The organism is Microbispora sitophila, assembly GCF_014892245.1.
Classification (GTDB): Bacteria; Actinomycetota; Actinomycetes; order Streptosporangiales; family Streptosporangiaceae; genus Microbispora; species Microbispora siamensis.
Genome location: NZ_JADBGC010000042.1, coordinates 35,384 through 51,570, shown reverse-complemented (window position 1 = coordinate 51,570; position 16,187 = coordinate 35,384). Strand labels below are relative to the sequence as shown.

Here is a 16,187-nt window from a genome sequence, read left to right as displayed (position 1 = left end):
GGCCAAGGCGTCCAGGGCGACGAGGCGGCCATTCCTTCGAAGCCACAACCGCAGCAGACAGACATCAGCCACACCCCGTCGCCCCGGGAATCCAGAGCGACTCACTCCAGACAAATCGATCTTAGGGGAGACAGACATGTCCAGGGAGTCTCTGGAGTGGCTGAACGCCAACACCTTGATTGGCTTCACCGAGAAGCGCGGTACGGCCTGGCACTACCGCGCGAGCATGCAGGCCGAGGAACCGAACCACTATCCCGGCCCGATCCCCGTCGACGACGTCAAGCGTCGGCTGTTCGGCTGGGAGGCGCTGAGCAGCCCGGTCTACGTGGAAGACCCGCGCGGCGGGCTGGCCCAGGTGCCCGGACGACAGGCCATCGTGCGCAGCGACAACGGCCATGTCATGGGCATCTTCTCCGACGGGTACGAGCCACATCCCTACGTCGAGTGGCTGATCAACACCGTCTCCCGGCTTCTGGACGCCGATCTGTCGATCGGATCCGCCGGACTGCTCAAGGGGGGAGCGGTCGCCTGGGTGTCGGTCGAGGTGCCCGAGAACGTCGTCACGCCCGAAGGCGTCGAGTTCCGGCCCCCACCTGTTCGGGGCGACCTCCTTTGACGGCTCGCTGGCCACGACGTTCAAGCGGGCGGTGACCAACATCGTCTGCGACAATACGATGGCCGCCGGCCTCGCGGAGCGTGGGCAGCAGGTGAAGATCAAGCACTCCCGGCACTCGAAGTTCCGGCTCGCCGAGGCCCGCGAGGCGCTGCACATCGTGTACGCACTGGCCGACGAGTTCTCGACGGCGGTACGCGACCTGTGCCGGGTCGAGGTCACCGAACGGCAATGGCATGCGTTCCTGGACGCCCACATACCGATGCCCGGTGAGCGAGGCCGCAGCCGCACCATGGCGGAGAACAAGCGAGACATCCTGGCCAAGCTCTGGAACCACGACCTACGGGTAGCCCCGTGGCGTGGTACGGGTTGGGGTGTGGTGCAGGCGGTGAACACGTTCACCCATCACGAGCAGAACGTACGCGGCGCCGAGCGAGCCGAACGCAACATGCTCCGCGCGGTGACCGGCGGCATCGACGAACTCGACCAGGGAACCCTGTTCACCCTGTCCAAGGTGCTCGGCGAAGACGTGATCGCTCGCCTCCGTCCTTAGTCCCGGGACGGCGCGAGGGCTGTTGCGCTGCTGAGAGCGTAGCGTGGCCCTTCGCTCTCAGGAACGCGAGTCACATAGACGGGCTTATCACCGGGGGTGCGGTCTGGGAGGAGAAATGCGTTTCGGCTCTACTCAGGCGACGCCACTGGCGACGAGGTGAGCGCGGATGGCGGACTAGAGCTGACAGGGCCGAGTGGGGCCATAGGGTGTTCTCGGCGGTGGTCCGCGTCTACATCACGGGAGGAGAAACAGGGTGAATGCCGAGACGGCGAACCTGCTCTTCGACGTGGTTGAGCGCCTGGAGAAGAGCATCGTCGCTCGTGACTGCCCCGCAGTCGTCGTGCTGGATGGAGAGCGCCGTCTCGTCCTCAGCGACTACGACTACCTGCGCGATCGAGAGACCGCCGTTGCCTTCGAGCGTAGAGCCGCCGCGAAGGCCGGTGAGATCGGCGTGAGGCGCTGGGTCCTCGCGGTGCCGCAGGTGTGGATCTTCGAGCCGCCCAGCACCGTGGCCACGCGCGCGGTCTCGAACCATGCACTGCGCGAAGGCGAGCAAGAGGCGATCACCTGGATGAGCTTCGACCGTGATGACGGCGTCGACTACGGCCGCGTGGCCTATGCGCGCCGCCCCAGCGGGGAACCGGTCTTCGAAGAGCCGGAGATGTTCGAGGTCGGTGTACGGCCGAGGGAGATCATGCCGGGGTTCACGCTGCTGCGGGAACTCCTCAACGAGTAGCGGGGCCGCCCCCAAAGGGAACGGCCCCTGACCGGTTTCACTTCCTTCGCCAAAAGAGAAGGTGAGATCGGCCATGTCCAGCCTACGGCCCCAGAGTCGACGGTGAAGAGCATTCGGCGGTCACGTCGCGAGGACAGCCACAAGGCAGCCGGCGAACATGAACGGTCCATACGGTATGAGGGTGGATGCGGAGCCCATCCGGCTGATCAGCATGGTCACCGCGTATAGCGCCGCCAGTATGAGCCCCGCGCCGATGCCGACGACCCAGGCGTGTACACCGATGGTCCCGAGGACCCCGCCGACAAGACCGGACGCCTTGACGTCTCCCGGCCCGAGTGCGGTGTTCATCCGGCGGAAGCACCAGTAAAGCGAGAAGGCGCCCATCGCGCCGAGGGCCAGGCCCACGGCGAGTTCTCCGTCCCTGCTCACTATCCCGCCGACGGCCACGAGCGCCAGAAGGATGACGTACGAGGGCAGCGTGAGCGCGTCCGGCAGTCGTCGCGTCCGCAGGTCGATCATGCTGAGCGCCACTCCAGCAGCGGCCATGTAGAGGTATGCGGGGAGAAGCGGAGCAAGACCGATCCGCCAGCCGAGCAGCCCGAACACCGCCGCAGTGATGACCTCGGTTAAGTACGGCATGCCCTTTCGCGGGGCGAAGTGGTTGGCGATGACCCGGGTGGCCCGCCCGATGGGGAGGCCGACGGTGGCAGTTCCCAGGGCAACGCCGATCGTCGACACGATGTCCCCCGCTCAACAGGTGCTCTCGTATGAACCGCAGCGAGAGCAAAGGATAGCTGTGAGTGATCGACCATGTTCAAGCTGTTGCGCTTGCTCCGGCCGCGAGGAACTACACGACCTGCCGGCTGAGGGGAGGATCGGAACGACCAGTAGTGAGAGCGGTCAGCTGGTGAAAGGTGAACAGCGGCAGTTGATGAATGGAAGGCTGGGGCGCGTTGGCGACGTCATCTCACCGTCCCCCTGACCCGAGAGGGAGCCCGATGCCCCCGACCCGCACCCTGCTGCTGCCCCTCGTGCAGGACGCCCTGGCCGGCCTGTACCAACTGGACACGCTGCTCCTGAGGCTCCGAAACGTTCTGGTCCTGGACCACGAGGGGGGGCCGATCCTGGTCCCGGACGCTGAGGGGGTGCCGATCCCCAGCGCGCCCATCGAGGACGTCTCCGAGGCGTACTGGCGGGTGCTCGACGCACTGCCCGAAGGAACGGAGGAGCTGGTGGACGGGACGGAGGAGTACCCGCCCAACATGCTGCTGTTGCTGAGTTCCGACGGTGGGGCGGTGGTGCACCTGACCGCCATTGAGGTGGCCGAATCGGACCTCGCGCTACTCGCCGCGTTCGCCGACGCACTCGACCGCGCGGCAGGCCCGCGCCCCGGCATAGAGTTCGAAGCCCTGACGGAGGCGCTGGGCGAACTCGGGCGGGAACCCTACTACCAGTGGATGCCCGAGGGTGACGAGCCCACCGTCGCCCGCTGGGTGCGGCGGGCACTGTCGCCGATCCTGCGCTCGCCCTTCGAGGGCCCGCACGGCGCCGCTGACCACGAGATGCTGTTCAAGCTGCTGCGGCACGCCGAGGGCTGTGACAGCGTCATCGTGGACCAAGACGAGGAGGAGGCGGCCGAGCGCGCGATGCTGAGCATGTTGCGCGCTGCGCTGCCGATCTGACGGGTCGCCGGGGCCGGAGCGGCCTTGAAGTCTTTCCACGGATAACACCCTGAATGTCTGCGGCATCGATCGCTGAGCTGCGGCTACGCCGGGCTGGGAGTGCGTGAAGAGACCCTGTTATCTGCGGCGAGGGGCTCCCGTCCCGCGAGTCCTTAAGCCTTTGTCAGCAGGCTCTTAAGACGGCCGTACGGCTCCGGCGTAGTCGCTTCGCGACATCGGGGCGATCTGCACGTGGCTGCCGGTGTACGGAGCGTGGACCATCTTCCCCTTGCCGATGTAGAGGCCCACGTGGTGAATCGCCGCTCGGCAGTCGAGACGATGTGCCGTACGGCACGCTCGCCCGCACATCGCGCGGCCTGGCACAGTCGGGCGCGTACGTCCGTGGTGTCCAGATCCAGGCGGCGCAGGGCGCGCAGGTAGCCGCCCAGGATCTCGGAGTCGACGTCGGCCGGGTCCCCGTAGGGAAGGTCCCGGGTGAGCGCCGCGGCGATCATTCGCAGGGTGGGCATCGCCATGCCGACGGCGGCGACCGTCCACGCTCCCTTACGCACCCGTGCCCGCGTGACCAGCTCCCGCCAGACGGCGTCACGCGTCTCGTCGCTGACATGCCGGCTGGTGAGCAGCATCCGCAGCTCCGCGAGGTTCACCTCGCCTCTGGCTCAGGGCCTCCCGAATCGGCCCCACCGGCGTACTCTGCAGGGCCCGGTCATGGCCGGAAGCGTAGGCCGGGCGTGCAGGTCGAGATCGTCACCGTTGGCGGATGCGAAGGGGACGAGCTCGACGCACGTCAGCACGCCGTCATCTGGGAGATCCTTCAATGTCTATTCGAACGGCAGGAGCCGTGAGTTACCCATGGGATGCGCCCGATGCCGAGGCCGCCATCGAAGCCAGCGGGATTCCGCTGGCGGTGGCATGGCTCGGGCGCACCTCCACCGACGATCAACAAGATCCCACTCTGTCCCTGCCGCGTCAGTTGCGTAGCTGCCGGGACGCGCTACCGGACGGGTGCCTGATCGTCGCTCATTTCTATGACGTCGAGTCCGGGCGGATGGATCTCGCCGCCCGGGGTCGTGGGCGAGCGCACGAGGCGTTCGACATTCCGATCGCGCGCGATGGCGGGATTCAGGATCTGCTGGCTGAGGCGAAGCGGCCTGACCGCCGCTTCGCCGCCGTCATCTGCGAGTCAGTCGAGCGGGTGGCCCGGCGTACGTACTTCGGCACCAAGATCGAGTATGAGCTGGAGCAGGCCGGGGTGATGCTGCTCGCGGCCGACGAGCCCTTGCCGCAGCTCGACCGCCCGCGCGGCGGACGCGCACGCAAGCGGGCGACGCCCGTGCTCACACGTCGAGTTAAGCAGGCCGTGGCCGAGTGGTACGTCCTGCAGATGCTGGAGCTGTCGTGGGACGCCTTCTGCGAGCACACCGAGCAGGGCTGGAATGTCGGCAAGCCCTGCTACGGCTATCGCGCCAAGAAGATCCCACATCCGGTCGCAGCCAAGCGCGCCGAAGGCAGGAGCAAGACCAGGCTCGTCCCCCACCCGGTTGAGGGCCCGACTGTCACCCACATCTTCACGCTGCGCGCGGTATACCGGCTCGGGTACGACGCCATTGCCGACAAGCTCAACCTCGAACCCGAAAAGTATCCGCCGCCGATGCCTGTGGACCCTCGTCGTGCGCTGGGCCGGTGGAGCGGCTCGGCAGTGCGGGAGATCCTGTGCAATCCGAAATACACGGGCTACATGGTGTGGAATCGTCGGGCCACGAAGAAGGGCGGCAAGAACAATCCGCCGAGCGAGTGGATCTGGTCGCCTCGCCCCACCCATGAACCGTTGGTGACCAAGGAGCTGTTCCAGTCGGTCACCCCCATCGGGAAGGTCCGGCAGGGGTCTCGGACCACGCCCGGGGCCAGCTCACACCCTCAGACTCACAGGAGTTACCCGCTCCGCTCATACGTGTCTTGTGGGATCTGCGATCGCCGGATGTATGGCAAAACCAAGAAGGATGTGCCGTACTACGCGTGCGAGCCAGACATGCGGCACCACAAGGATCGCCGCGAGTGGTATGCGGGCCACCCGAGGAGCCTGTGGATTCGGGAGGACGACCTGCTGGATCTTGTCCACGAGTTCTTCGCCGAGCGCGTTTTCGGCCCGCACCGTCTGGCCACTCTAGGCGCCAGGCTGGCAGAGAACATCCCGAGGGACGACACGGCGCTTAAGCGTCTGAAGAAGGAGATCCTCGACCTCGACAAGCGGCAGAACAATGTGCTCGCCCAGATCGAGGACCACGTTCCGACGGGCGACGACGACATCGACCGCGACTTCCGCGAACGGCTTCAGCGGCGGTACGCAGACCTGGCGCGTGCCCGCAAGGCCAAGGCCGAGGAGCTCAAGGCGCTGACCGAGCAGAAGCCACAGGCCCGCGAGGATCACAGCGTTCTCGGCGAACTCCCCACCCTGGCCACGAGCCTCGCCGCGGTCCCCGAAGATCTCCAGCGCAAGCTCTTCGACGCCTTCAACCTTGAGCTGCGCTACCGCCCCGCCACCCACGAAGTGCTGATCAGGATCACCGTCAAGGAGGACAACTTGCCCGCGATCAACGCCGCCGCAAAAGAGATCGCCGACCCTCCCGAAGGAGGATCGGCGTCCAGAGAAGTTTCCCTTGTTCTGGGTGCCCCCGGCAGGATTCGAACCTGCGGCACCCGCTTTAGGAGAGCGGTGCTCTATCCCCTGAGCTACGGAGGCGTGATGTGCACCAGTAAGCCTAGCGAAAGGTTGGGCCCGCTCGCGCCTCCACCGGGGGTGTCGTTTCGAGGTCGCCGGTCATCGGCGGGCTGACCTGCGGTAAAGGCATGGCAAGTCGTCGTACGGCGACCAGGGGAGGGTGGTTACCGTCGCTGGCCGTGACCGTAACGAGACGTGGATCCGCGCGTGGGCTGCGATCGGTGGTGCTCGTCGCGGCGCTGCTCGCGCCGGCGATCCTGGCCTCGGGCATGCTCATGGCCGACTTCAGCGGCTACGGGGAACGGGTGCGGAGCGATCTCTCACGCGAGGCGGCCGTACGGGCGGAACCGGCCGGGACGGCGGATGGGAAACCCGCCGGAGCTGCCGGCGAGACGGCGGGAGACCGGGCCTCCGCCGGGACGCTCGGTGAGCGGCCGGCCGTGCTGCCGAATCTCGCGGACGGTCAGGAGGCCCGGGGGATCGCCGTGGTTCCGATGGCGGGGACGGTGCGGGAGCCCCTGCTGAACCCGACGCCGGTGCCCGAGCCGTCCGGTCCCGCGCGTCTCTACGAGGGGATCGTACGGATCCTTCCAGTCGTCCAACCCGTCCGCGAGGTCGTTCACCGGGATGCCCCGAAGGTGAGCCGGCCGGTGGAGAAGCCGGAACCTCGCGAGGAGACGACCTTCAGGTGTGCGCCCGAGTGGCGGGACACGTGGCTGTGGGAGCTCTGCCGGGAACGTGAGGGCCAAGCCGAAGGCGGGCGATGAGCGGGAAACGCGCAAATGCGACGTGACCGGTCAATAGCGCTTATGCGAACCGGGGCTCGGGCACACAGGGCGCTGTAGTAACGTGCGTCCCTGACCCAGGTCACGAGTTCGCAAACGGGGGAGTCGATCGTGCCATCTCCTCGATCAGCCAGGCTGATCGCGGTCGTCACGGTGATGACTTCGCTGGCCGTCTCGGCGCCGTACGGCACGGCGACGGCGGCCCTGGCCGACACCACGACCGCGGAGGGCTCCGCGAACACCCGTGCGGAGGCCGCCGGAGATAGCGTCTTGGCCGGCGTGCTCGACAAGGAGCCCACCACGCTGACCGAGCTGCGGCGGGAGGCTCAGAAGGCGTACAAGTCCATCGAGGACGCGAACAGGGTGCTGGTGGCGCGGCAGAAGAAGTTCGGCGCCGTGGAGAAGGAGCTGGCGACCAAGCTGCAGAGTCTCCAACAGGCCACGGCGGAGCTCAACAAACTGCGCAAGCCGCTGTCCGACCTCGCCTCGTCCATGTATCAGGACCCCTCACTCGACGGAATCAGCCCGTTCTTTCGGGCGGGGAACGGCACCGAGACGCTCCGGAGGATCGCCGACCTCGACCACATCGTCGCCGGGCGGAACAACGTGCTCGGCGACGCGGTGAAGCTGCTGGAGCGGCAGCAGCAGCTCGCCCAGGAGGCGCAGGAGCTCCGGGCGGCCAGCCTCCTGCAGGAGGCGCAGCTGAGCGCACAGGTCACCGCTCTGCGCAAACGCTCCACCACGCTGGTCCGGTCGCTGACCAAGGCGCTGATCAAACTCGGCGTGAAGATCGGCGATGGAACGCAGGGGGCGGGCGGCTGTGACCCGACCAGGATCGGTCAGGCGGAGCAGTATCCGAACGGCCTGCTGCCCAAGAACATCCTGTGCCCCCTGCCGCAGGCCGGAGAGGAACTGCGGGCGGACGCGGCGATCGCCTTCGCCGATATGAACATCGCTTACAAGAAGCGCTTCGGCACCTCGATGTGCATCTCCGACAGCTATCGCAACCTGAGCGAGCAGCAGTCCATCTACTACCGGCGGCCCGGATTCGCGGCTACCCCGGGAAAGAGCAACCACGGCCTGGGGCTCGCCGTGGACCTGTGCGGCGGAGTGCAGAACTTCCGGTCTGTTCAGTTCAACTGGCTGGAGGCCAACAGCAAGCGGTACGGCTGGATGCACCCCGACTGGGCGTATCACAGCCCCTTCGAGCCCTGGCACTGGGAGTACGACCCCAAGCTCGGCTCGCTGCTCTGACGGATACGCGCAGGCCGAAAAGAACGGGTCGCGTCAGTTCGCGTCGAGGTGGACGGCCTGGCCGATGTAGTCGCGCAGCGCGGCCTCGTCCATCCCGTCCAGTGTCTTGATCTTGACGTGGCGGGTCTTCTTGCCGACTCCCTGCAGAAGGCCGTACGGGTCGGACATCTCCGCGCCCCGCTCGAAGGCGAAGGTGAGATGGGTCTTGCTCTGGCTGATGACGGCGAGGATCTTCTTGCCCCGCCAGGCAGGCGAGCCGTACGTGAGACATTCGACCGCCTGGGGGGCCTCTTCGGCCATAAGGGTGCGCAGGGCCGCCACGATCTCGTGGTACTTCGGGTCGAGCGTCGTCTCGACGTAGGTGTCGATCTCGCTGGTGGTCATGGTCATGATCCCCTCGCTCTCCGTTCTCCTGGAGGTCGGCCGTGCGTGTTCTGAGCGCCACAGTATAATCACGATTATTGACAGTCAATGATCGTGACTAAATTTGCGGGGACGGTGAATCGTGACGGTTCCTGACATCGGCGTGCTGGCCGGTCAGTTGATGCGCGCTCTCCAGGAGGAGCTGTTCGAGACCCTCGCCGAGCAGGGGCATCCCGACGTGAGTCCGCGGCACGGAACGGTTCTGGCGTTCCTCGAGCCGAACGGCGTGCGCGCGACGGACCTCGCGGCCCGGTCGGGCCAGCACAAGCAGATCATCGGCACGATCCTCGACGAGCTCGTCAGGCTCGGCTACGTCACCCGCGAACCCGATCCCGCCGATCGCCGGGCCAAGCTCATCGTCCCCACCGAGCGCGGCATCGACGAGATCAACAAAGCGCGCGCCATCCTCGCCGCCATCGAGGAGCGGCACGAACGAATGCTCGGCGCCGAGCGCTACGCCGGGTTCAAGGAGATGCTCCAGCAGGTCACGCGTGACCAGCGGGCCTGGAGACAGGCTGGGGCGAGCACCGCCTGATCGGCGTCATCCGCCGCCGGACACGGCCGATCAGTGGGGGTGAATGGTCACCGAGAGCCTGCCCTGTGCCTGGGCCTGGGCGAGCTGGGCCGCCTGCCCGGGGGTCGTGGCCAGCACGAGCAGCGCGCCGCCGTCCGTACGGCCCGGCGGCCGGGCGATCACCCGCACCTCCTGGGCGACGGTCCGGGCCTGAAAAGGGCCCTCCTCGAAGGCCGCCAGGATGTCGATCACGTCGCCCGGCGAGAGCAGGCGGGCGGCGTCGGGATCGGCGATCCTGACCGGCGTCGCAACCATCCCCGGCGTCCCTGCCATTCCCGGCGTCCCTGCCATCCCCGGCCCAGCGGCCGGAGCCCCCGATTGCGTGGCCGGGGCCCATCGCCCCGCGGCCGGACCACCGCCGGCCGACCCTCCGGACGCCTGACCGCCGGAGCCCTGCCCAACCGGCTCCTGCCCGGCGGATGCCTGCCCGATCAGGGACTGGCGGAACAGGCCCGGGCCGAGCAGCCGCGCGTCGGTGAGGAGTTCGCCCCGGCGCAACGGACCGGCGAGCACGCGGCCCGAGACCGGGGCGCCGGGCGCGTACGCCCCGGCGGGCACCGTGTCGGGCGGGAGCCGTACGACCACGACGTCGGAGGCGGTCAGCCGGCCTCCGGTGAGGTCGCGGGCGGCGGCGAGGACCTCCACCCCGTCAGGACTACGGACGGCCAGCAGCACGCAGGCCACCGCCATACCGGCGAGGACGGCGGCGATCGGACGGCGACGGCGCGCCGTCAGCCGCCTCAGATCACGCATGACCACCTCGTGTCAGGGGAGCTCGATCGGCAGCTTGATCCCGTCGAGGGCGTTGCCGCAGGGGCAGGGGCGCTCCTCCGGAAGGGCCTCGACGACCTGCGCGACCAGAGTGCGCATCCGCTCCACGTTGGCGGCGAAGAAGGCCAGGACCTCTTCGTGGGTGACCCCCTCACCGGCCTCCACGCCGGCGTCGTGGTCGGTCACGAGGGCGAGCGTCGTGTAGCAGAGGGCGAGTTCGCGGGCGAGCACGGCCTCGGGGTGCCCGGTCATGCCGATGATCGACCAGCCCGCCCCCGAGAACCACTTCGACTCGGCCCGGGTGGAGAAGCGGGGCCCTTGGACCACGACCAGAGTGCCGCCGTCGACCGTGTCCCAGCCCGTCTCGCGCGCCGTGGTCACGGCGGCCGCCCTGCCGGAGGGACAGTAGGGGTCGGAGAACGACACGTGCACGGCCCCGCCCGCGTCGTAGTACGTCTGCTCGCGGCCCTGCGTGCGGTCCACGAGCTGGTCGGGGATCACGAGAGCGCCCGGGCCGATCTCCGGGCGCAGGGACCCGACCGCGCTGGGCGCGAGCACCTGGCGGACGCCGAGGGACCGCAGGGCCCACATGTTCGCCCGATAGGGGATGCGGTGGGGAGGGAAGGTGTGGCCGCGACCGTGCCGCGGGACGAACGCGACGGTCCGCTCGCCGATGCGGCCCACGGTGATCGAGTCACTCGGCGGGCCGTACGGCGTCGTCACGTCGATCTCTTCGGCGTCCTCCAGCAGCGAGTAGAACCCCGAACCGCCGATGACCCCGATGTCTGCGCGATTGACCATGGGCCGACCCTAGCGAACGGCGCCGCACACCCGCCGCGTCCCGCCGACCCCTGTGGATAACCTCAGGCGGCGGCGGTGGAGCCGGACGACGACGTGCTCGACGAGGAGGTGCTCGACGAGCTCGTGGAGGTCGCGGGCTCCTTCTTGCCCGAGTCGCCGGACGGCTTCGAGGACGACGTCGTCGTGGTGGACGTGGTCGTCGACGAGCTCGACGAACGGCTGTCGGTCCGGTAGAAGCCGGAGCCCTTGAACACGATGCCAACGGCGGAGAAGACCTTGCGCAGCTTGCCCTGGCAGGCCGGGCACTCCGTGAGCGGGTCGTCAGAGAACTTCTGGACGGCCTCCAGCTGCTCACCGCAAGCGGTACAGGCGTACTGGTAGGTAGGCACTCGCTCCTCCTGAGACTGGCACTCGACCGGGTCGATTGCTAATGGTAAGCAGTCAACAAGCCCAAACGCCACTCCAGCCCGGTTTATTGCCCCGCGCCGTCCCATTCGCTCACCCCACGATCCGCCCGCGAAACCTCCGCACAACCGCCGGGCGACAGCGGTCAGCCGCCGCGTTCGCCGTACCAGCCGGCGAGCTTGCCGCGGCGGCTGACGGCGCGCAGGCGGCGTTCGACCGTCTCCCGCTGGGCGGCCGTGGTGACCACGAGAAGCTGGTCGCCCGCCAGCAGCCGGGTCGTCTGCGTGGGCACGAACGACTGTCCGTTCCGTACGACGAGCGTGACCATGGTGTTCGCGGGCAGCCGGAGCTCGAAGATCTCCACACCGTGCATGAGCGAGCCGCGCGGGATGCGGACCTGCAGCAGGTCGGCGTTCAGTTCCTCCAGCGGCGCGGCCTCCACGTCGAGGTCACGGGCCTCGCCCTCCGCCGTCACGCCGAGCAGCCGCGCGAGGTACGGCAGTGTGGGCCCCTGCACGAACGTGAACACGATGACGATGATGAACACGTCGTTGAACAGGCTCTTCGCCCCGGGCAGGCCGGCGGCCCAGGGGATCGCGGCCAGCACGACGGGCACCGCGCCGCGAAGCCCTGCCCACGACAGGAACACCTGCTCGCGCCACGACAGCGAACCGAGGCGCAGGAGCCGCACCAGCACCCCCGACACCAGCACGGACGCCGGGCGGGCGAGCAGGACCAGCAGCAGGCCCGACACCAGGGCCGGGACGAAAACGACGGGCAGTTCGCGCGGGTCGGCCAGCATGCCGAGCATCACGAACAGCCCGATCTGGGCGAGCCAGGCGGCGCCCTCGGCGAAGCCGCGCGTGGCGGCGCGGTGGGGGAGACGGGCGTTGCCCAGGATCAGCGTCGTCAGGTACACCGCGAGGAACCCGCTGCCGTGCAGCAGCGTGGCCCCGCTGTAGGTGACGAGCGCCAGCGCCAGGACCGCGATCGGGTAGAGGCCGGAGGCGGGCAGCGCGACCCGGCGCAGCGCGTACACCCCTGCCGGTCCCACGGCGAGGCCGACGGCCGCGCCGATGAGCAGTTCGACGGCGGTCTCCAGCAGGACGTGCGGCAGCGAGAGGGTCAGCGTCGGGCCCGCGCTCAGCATCATCACGAGGATGACGGTCGGGGCGTCGTTGAAGCCCGACTCGGCCTCCAGGATCCCGGCGAGCCGGGGCGGCAGCGGTAGCCGTCTCAGTACGGAGAACACGGCCGCCGCGTCGGTCGACGCGAGGAACGCGCCGAGCAGCAACGCCATCCGCCACTCCATGCCGAGGAGGGCGGCGACGGTCACCGCGAGCACGACGACGCTGACCGCGATCCCGACCGTGGCGAGCACGAGCGCGGCCGGCACGGCGTCGCGTACGTGGTTCCAGTTGGTGGTGAGACCGCCTTCGGCCAGGATCACGGCGAGCGCGATCAGGCCGAGTTGCTGGGCCATCTGGGCGTTGTCGAAGTTGATGCCCCCGATGCCGCCCTCGCCGAGCAGCAGGCCGAGGCCGAGGAAGATGAGCAGCGTGGGAAGGCCGGTGCGGTGCGCGATCCGTACGGACGCGATGGCCGCGATGACGACGGCGGCGGACAGGAGCAGCCAGACGTTCAGACCCACCCGCTCCCTTCGCCGTCACTTAGGCCAATCTTGTCACATCTGTACCAATCGGGCGATTCCGCTCGGAAGGGCGGCGAAGCGTACGCGCTGGTCGTGAGGCTCCGTGGGGACCCCTTCCATCAGCTCACCCTCGTGCAGGAGCGCCACCGTCGGTACGTTCGGCCCGACTCGGGCGAGCGCCCGGTCGTAGAAGCCGCCGCCGCGGCCGAGCCGTACGCCGGTGACCCGGTCCACGGCCAGGGCCGGCGCGATGACCAGCGCGGCGGTGCGGATCGCGTCCACGCCGCGCCGGACGTCCACGGGTTCCATGATCCCGTTCGGGCCGGGCGCCAGCGAGTCCGGGCCGTCGTACACCGCCCAGTCGAGGTCGCCGTCCGGGCGCTGCACCGGCAGCATCACCGTGGCGCCGTGCTTCCACAGGGCCAGGATCAGCCCCTGTGTGGACGGCTCGGTGCCGGTCGACCAATAGCAGGCCACCAGCCCCGCCATCTGCACCCACGGCTGGTCGAGGAGTAACTCCCTGATGGCCGCCGACGACTCGCGCAGCGTCCTGGGATCGAGTTCCGACCGGCCGCGCAGGATACGCCGACGCAGGTTCATCTTGTCCAAAGACTGCTCCGTTAGTGTCTACTCATGGCTGACTTCGATCCCGTGACCAAAGCCGTCGTGCCCGCCGCGGGTCTCGGCACCCGCTTCCTTCCCGCGACGAAGGCGACCCCCAAGGAGATGCTGCCCATCGTCGACAAGCCGGCCATCCAGTACGTGGTGGAGGAGGCCGTCTCCGCCGGGCTGCTCGACGTCCTCATGGTGACCGGCCGCAACAAGCGCTCGATCGAGGACCACTTCGACGTAGCGTACGAGTTGGAGGACGCTCTTCGCGCCAAGGGCGACGAGGAGCGGCTCAACCAGGTGAAGGAGCCTGTCGATCTCGCCACCATGCACTACGTGCGGCAGGGCGAGCCCAAGGGCCTCGGCCACGCCGTCCTGTGTGCCAAGCAGCACGTCGGCCACGAGCCGTTCGCCTGCCTGCTCGGCGACGACATCATCGACCCCCGCGACCCGCTGCTCAAGCGCATGATCGAGGTGCGCGCGACCTACGGTGGCAGCGTCGTCGCACTCATGGAGGTGCCGCGCGAGCAGGTCTCCCTGTACGGCGCCGCCGCCATCGAGCCGACCGACGAGGACGACGTCGTCCGCGTCACCGACCTCGTGGAGAAGCCCCCGGCCGACGAGGCGCCCTCGAACTGGGCCATCATCGGCCGGTATGTGATCGACCCCGCCGTGTTCGACGTGCTGGAGCGCACCCCGCCCGGGCGTGGCGGTGAGATCCAGCTCACCGACGCCCTGCGCACGCTGGCCTCGACGGGCCCGGAGGAGGGCGGTCCGGTGCACGGCGTGCTGTTCCGCGGCCGTCGCTACGACACCGGCAACAAGCTGGAGTATCTGCAGACCGTGGTGCAGTTCGCCGCGAACCGGGACGATCTCGCTCCGGAGTTCCTGCCCTGGCTGCGGGAGTTCCTGAACAAGTCCGGACAGTGAGCCGATGAAGCCCGTCGACCGCCATCTCGCCGACATCCTCGCGACGGTGCGACCGCTCGCACCGCTCGAGGTCGAGATCGAGGCCGCCCTCGGCGCCGTATTGGCCGAGGACGTCGCCTCGCCCGTCCCGCTGCCGCCCTTCGACAACTCGGCGATGGACGGCTACGCCGTACGGGCCGAGGACGTGGCCGCCGCGCCCGTCACGCTGCCCGTGATCGGGGACGTGGCGGCGGGCGACGGCGGGCTGAACGCCCTCGGCCCCGGCCTGGTCACCCGCATCATGACCGGGGCGCCCCTGCCCGCCGGCGCCGACGCCGTCGTGCCGGTGGAGTGGACCGACGGCGGCACCGCCCGCGTACGTATCGACAGGCCGGCGCCGGCCGGCAACGCGATCCGGCGGGCGGGGGAGGACGTGCGGGCGGGCGACGTGGTGCTCCGCGAGGGCGCCAGGATCGGGCCCGCCCAGGTGGGGATCCTCGCCGGGGTGGGCCGGCGCCGGGTGCTGGTGCGGCCCCGGCCGAGGGTGGTTGTGCTGTCCACGGGTGCCGAGCTCGCCGAGCCCGGCACCCCGCTGGGCACGGGCCGCATCTGGGAGTCCAACAGCTTCATGCTCACCGCGGCCGTACGGGAGGCCGGGGCGGAGGGGTTCCGGGCCGGTTCGGTGACCGACGACCCCAAGGAGTTCATGGACACACTGGACGCCCAGCTCCTGCGGGCCGACGCCGTGATCACCAGCGGCGGTGTCTCGATGGGGGCGTACGAGCCGGTAAAGGAGGCCCTCTCCCCGCTGGGCACGGTGACCTTCGAGAAGGTCGCCATGCAGCCGGGCATGCCGCAGGGCTTCGGCGTCGTGGGACCCGACCGAGTGCCGATCTTCACGCTGCCGGGCAACCCGGTCTCGTCGTTCGTGTCGTTCGTGCTCTTCGTCAAGCCGGCCCTGCGGGCGATGCAGGGCCTCCCGGCCGGTCCGCCCCCGACCGTACGGGCCACGGTGACCGCGCCGCTGCGGTCTCCCGAGGGGAAGCGGTCATACCTGCGGGCCGTGCTGAGCAGAGATACCGGGGAGACGGGGGAGACCGTGGCGCCGGTCACCCGGCAGGGCTCGCACCAGCTCGCCGCGCTGGCCGGGGCGAACGCGCTGATCGTGGTGCCCGAGCACGTGACCTCGCTGCCCGAGGGCGCCGAGGTGGAGGTGATCCCGCTGTGAAGCTCACTCATGTGGACGAAACCGGCGCCGCCCGGATGGTGGACGTCTCGGAGAAGGACGTCAGCGCGCGCACCTCCGTCGCGACGGGCCGGGTGCTGCTGTCGCCGGAGGCGGTGGCCGTGCTGCGCGCGGGAGACGTGCCCAAGGGCGACGCGCTCGGCGTGGCGCGGATCGCCGGGATCATGGGCGCCAAGCGCACCCCCGACCTCGTGCCGCTGTGCCACCCGATCGCCCTGACCGGTGTGAAGGTCGACCTGGCCGTGGTGGACGAGGGAGTGGAGATCACCGCCCGGGTCCGTACGACCGACAGGACGGGCGTCGAGATGGAGGCGCTGACGGCCGTCACCGTCGCGGCGCTCGCGCTGGTGGACATGGTCAAGGCGGTGGACCCGGCGGCGGTGATCACCGACGTCCGGGTCGAGGAGAAGACGGGCGGCAAGACGGGCCACTGGACCCGTTCCGGACAGGAGTGAG

General features: G+C 69.0%; 19 protein-coding genes, 1 tRNA gene and 1 pseudogene. 11 read left to right on the top strand and 10 right to left on the bottom strand.

Features of this window, described 5'->3' with window-relative positions; genetic code table 11:
• Window positions 1-136 precede the first annotated feature (136 nt).
• The 3 genes from IL992_RS47305 (at window position 137) to IL992_RS43485 (ending at window position 1,902) form a co-directional block, all read left to right on the top strand.
• Entirely contained in the window at window positions 137-616 is a 480-nt protein-coding gene (locus tag IL992_RS47305) for a DUF932 domain-containing protein (protein WP_226874853.1), read from the top strand.
• Window positions 594-1,166 carry a DUF932 domain-containing protein gene (locus tag IL992_RS47300; RefSeq protein WP_226874863.1) on the top strand — a complete coding sequence of 191 codons (573 nt, stop codon included), beginning with the start codon at window positions 594-596 and terminating at the stop codon, window positions 1,164-1,166. The genes IL992_RS47305 and IL992_RS47300 overlap by 23 nt, the downstream gene beginning before the upstream one ends.
• 253 nt (window positions 1,167-1,419) lie before the next feature.
• Window positions 1,420-1,902, top strand: coding sequence for a hypothetical protein (locus IL992_RS43485; protein ID WP_193209123.1), 483 nt, complete (start codon window positions 1,420-1,422; stop codon window positions 1,900-1,902).
• A gap of 120 nt (window positions 1,903-2,022) precedes the next feature.
• Here the strand turns inward: IL992_RS43485 and IL992_RS43480 are convergent, their stop codons facing one another.
• Window positions 2,023-2,640 carry a prepilin peptidase gene (locus IL992_RS43480; RefSeq protein ID WP_193209122.1) on the bottom strand — a complete coding sequence of 206 codons (618 nt, stop codon included), beginning with the start codon at window positions 2,638-2,640 and terminating at the stop codon, window positions 2,023-2,025.
• A gap of 260 nt (window positions 2,641-2,900) precedes the next feature.
• Between IL992_RS43480 and IL992_RS47295 the strand changes: the two genes are divergently transcribed.
• Complete coding sequence (locus IL992_RS47295) at window positions 2,901-3,584, top strand: hypothetical protein (RefSeq protein WP_226874852.1); 684 nt, start codon at window positions 2,901-2,903, stop codon at window positions 3,582-3,584.
• A 152-nt stretch (window positions 3,585-3,736) separates the two neighbouring features.
• Here IL992_RS47295 and IL992_RS49310 read toward each other — a convergent pair whose 3' ends face one another.
• Window positions 3,737-4,231: a hypothetical protein gene (locus IL992_RS49310; protein WP_319019212.1), complete on the bottom strand. Its 495-nt coding sequence runs from the start codon at window positions 4,229-4,231 to the stop codon at window positions 3,737-3,739.
• A 113-nt stretch (window positions 4,232-4,344) separates the two neighbouring features.
• Here IL992_RS49310 and IL992_RS49210 point away from each other — a divergent pair.
• A pseudogene (locus IL992_RS49210) lies at window positions 4,345-5,430 on the top strand (recombinase family protein); the annotation flags it as partial.
• Window positions 5,431-5,748: 318 nt separating this feature from the next.
• Here IL992_RS49210 and IL992_RS43460 read toward each other — a convergent pair.
• A complete protein-coding gene (locus IL992_RS43460; protein ID WP_193209120.1) occupies window positions 5,749-6,129 on the bottom strand; it encodes a hypothetical protein in 381 nt (126 codons plus the stop codon).
• Window positions 6,130-6,251: 122 nt separating this feature from the next.
• Window positions 6,252-6,324 (bottom strand) — tRNA-Arg (locus tag IL992_RS43455).
• Between the two features lie 158 nt (window positions 6,325-6,482).
• Between IL992_RS43455 and IL992_RS43450 the strand changes: the two genes are divergently transcribed.
• Window positions 6,483-7,070 (top strand): hypothetical protein, encoded by a 588-nt coding sequence (locus IL992_RS43450; RefSeq protein ID WP_193209119.1) that lies wholly within the window; start codon window positions 6,483-6,485, stop codon window positions 7,068-7,070.
• A 129-nt stretch (window positions 7,071-7,199) separates the two neighbouring features.
• Entirely contained in the window at window positions 7,200-8,342 is a 1,143-nt protein-coding gene (locus tag IL992_RS43445; RefSeq protein WP_193209118.1) for a D-alanyl-D-alanine carboxypeptidase family protein, read from the top strand.
• 33 nt (window positions 8,343-8,375) lie between these two features.
• Here IL992_RS43445 and IL992_RS43440 read toward each other — a convergent pair whose 3' ends face one another.
• Window positions 8,376-8,732, bottom strand: coding sequence for a DUF1801 domain-containing protein (locus tag IL992_RS43440; protein ID WP_193209117.1), 357 nt, complete (start codon window positions 8,730-8,732; stop codon window positions 8,376-8,378).
• A 115-nt stretch (window positions 8,733-8,847) separates the two neighbouring features.
• On the opposite strand from IL992_RS43440, the gene IL992_RS43435 reads away from it, so the two are divergent.
• A complete protein-coding gene (locus tag IL992_RS43435) occupies window positions 8,848-9,300 on the top strand; it encodes a MarR family winged helix-turn-helix transcriptional regulator (protein WP_319019211.1) in 453 nt (150 codons plus the stop codon).
• Between the two features lie 30 nt (window positions 9,301-9,330).
• Here IL992_RS43435 and IL992_RS47290 read toward each other — a convergent pair whose 3' ends face one another.
• From IL992_RS47290 to IL992_RS43410, 5 genes are all read right to left on the bottom strand, one after another.
• Window positions 9,331-10,092, bottom strand: coding sequence for an SAF domain-containing protein (locus IL992_RS47290; RefSeq protein ID WP_226874851.1), 762 nt, complete (start codon window positions 10,090-10,092; stop codon window positions 9,331-9,333).
• 12 nt (window positions 10,093-10,104) lie between these two features.
• Window positions 10,105-10,911, bottom strand: coding sequence for an S-methyl-5'-thioadenosine phosphorylase (locus IL992_RS43425; protein WP_193209116.1), 807 nt, complete (start codon window positions 10,909-10,911; stop codon window positions 10,105-10,107).
• Between the two features lie 62 nt (window positions 10,912-10,973).
• The gene (locus IL992_RS49205) at window positions 10,974-11,300 is read right to left on the bottom strand and encodes an FmdB family zinc ribbon protein (protein ID WP_193209115.1); all 327 of its coding nucleotides are present in this window, start codon (window positions 11,298-11,300) and stop codon (window positions 10,974-10,976) included.
• Between the two features lie 161 nt (window positions 11,301-11,461).
• The gene (locus tag IL992_RS43415) at window positions 11,462-12,967 is read right to left on the bottom strand and encodes a potassium/proton antiporter (protein WP_193209114.1); all 1,506 of its coding nucleotides are present in this window, start codon (window positions 12,965-12,967) and stop codon (window positions 11,462-11,464) included.
• Between the two features lie 33 nt (window positions 12,968-13,000).
• A complete protein-coding gene (locus tag IL992_RS43410) occupies window positions 13,001-13,567 on the bottom strand; it encodes a 5-formyltetrahydrofolate cyclo-ligase (RefSeq protein ID WP_193209129.1) in 567 nt (188 codons plus the stop codon).
• A gap of 33 nt (window positions 13,568-13,600) precedes the next feature.
• Between IL992_RS43410 and galU the strand changes: the two genes are divergently transcribed.
• The 3 genes from galU to moaC are packed head-to-tail and all read left to right on the top strand — an operon-like array spanning window position 13,601 to window position 16,186.
• Complete coding sequence (gene galU, locus IL992_RS43405) at window positions 13,601-14,506, top strand: UTP--glucose-1-phosphate uridylyltransferase GalU (RefSeq protein ID WP_193209113.1); 906 nt, start codon at window positions 13,601-13,603, stop codon at window positions 14,504-14,506.
• 4 nt (window positions 14,507-14,510) lie between these two features.
• On the top strand, window positions 14,511-15,713 hold the full coding sequence (gene glp, locus IL992_RS43400; RefSeq protein WP_193209112.1) for a molybdotransferase-like divisome protein Glp: 1,203 nt from the start codon (window positions 14,511-14,513) through the stop codon (window positions 15,711-15,713).
• Entirely contained in the window at window positions 15,710-16,186 is a 477-nt protein-coding gene (moaC, locus tag IL992_RS43395; protein ID WP_193209111.1) for a cyclic pyranopterin monophosphate synthase MoaC, read from the top strand. The genes glp and moaC overlap by 4 nt, the downstream gene beginning before the upstream one ends.
• The last annotated feature ends 1 nt before the right edge of the window (window position 16,187 follow it).

Coding starts and splice junctions, on each gene's coding strand:
- IL992_RS47290 (WP_226874851.1), bottom strand. CDS start 10,092: ATGCGTGATCTGAGGCGGCTGACGGCGCGCCGTCGCCGTCCGATCGCC.
- glp (WP_193209112.1), top strand. CDS start 14,511: ATGAAGCCCGTCGACCGCCATCTCGCCGACATCCTCGCGACGGTGCGA.
- galU (WP_193209113.1), top strand. CDS start 13,601: ATGGCTGACTTCGATCCCGTGACCAAAGCCGTCGTGCCCGCCGCGGGT.
- IL992_RS47295 (WP_226874852.1), top strand. CDS start 2,901: ATGCCCCCGACCCGCACCCTGCTGCTGCCCCTCGTGCAGGACGCCCTG.
- IL992_RS47305 (WP_226874853.1), top strand. CDS start 137: ATGTCCAGGGAGTCTCTGGAGTGGCTGAACGCCAACACCTTGATTGGC.
- IL992_RS43425 (WP_193209116.1), bottom strand. CDS start 10,911: ATGGTCAATCGCGCAGACATCGGGGTCATCGGCGGTTCGGGGTTCTAC.
- IL992_RS43440 (WP_193209117.1), bottom strand. CDS start 8,732: ATGACCATGACCACCAGCGAGATCGACACCTACGTCGAGACGACGCTC.
- IL992_RS43410 (WP_193209129.1), bottom strand. CDS start 13,567: ATGAACCTGCGTCGGCGTATCCTGCGCGGCCGGTCGGAACTCGATCCC.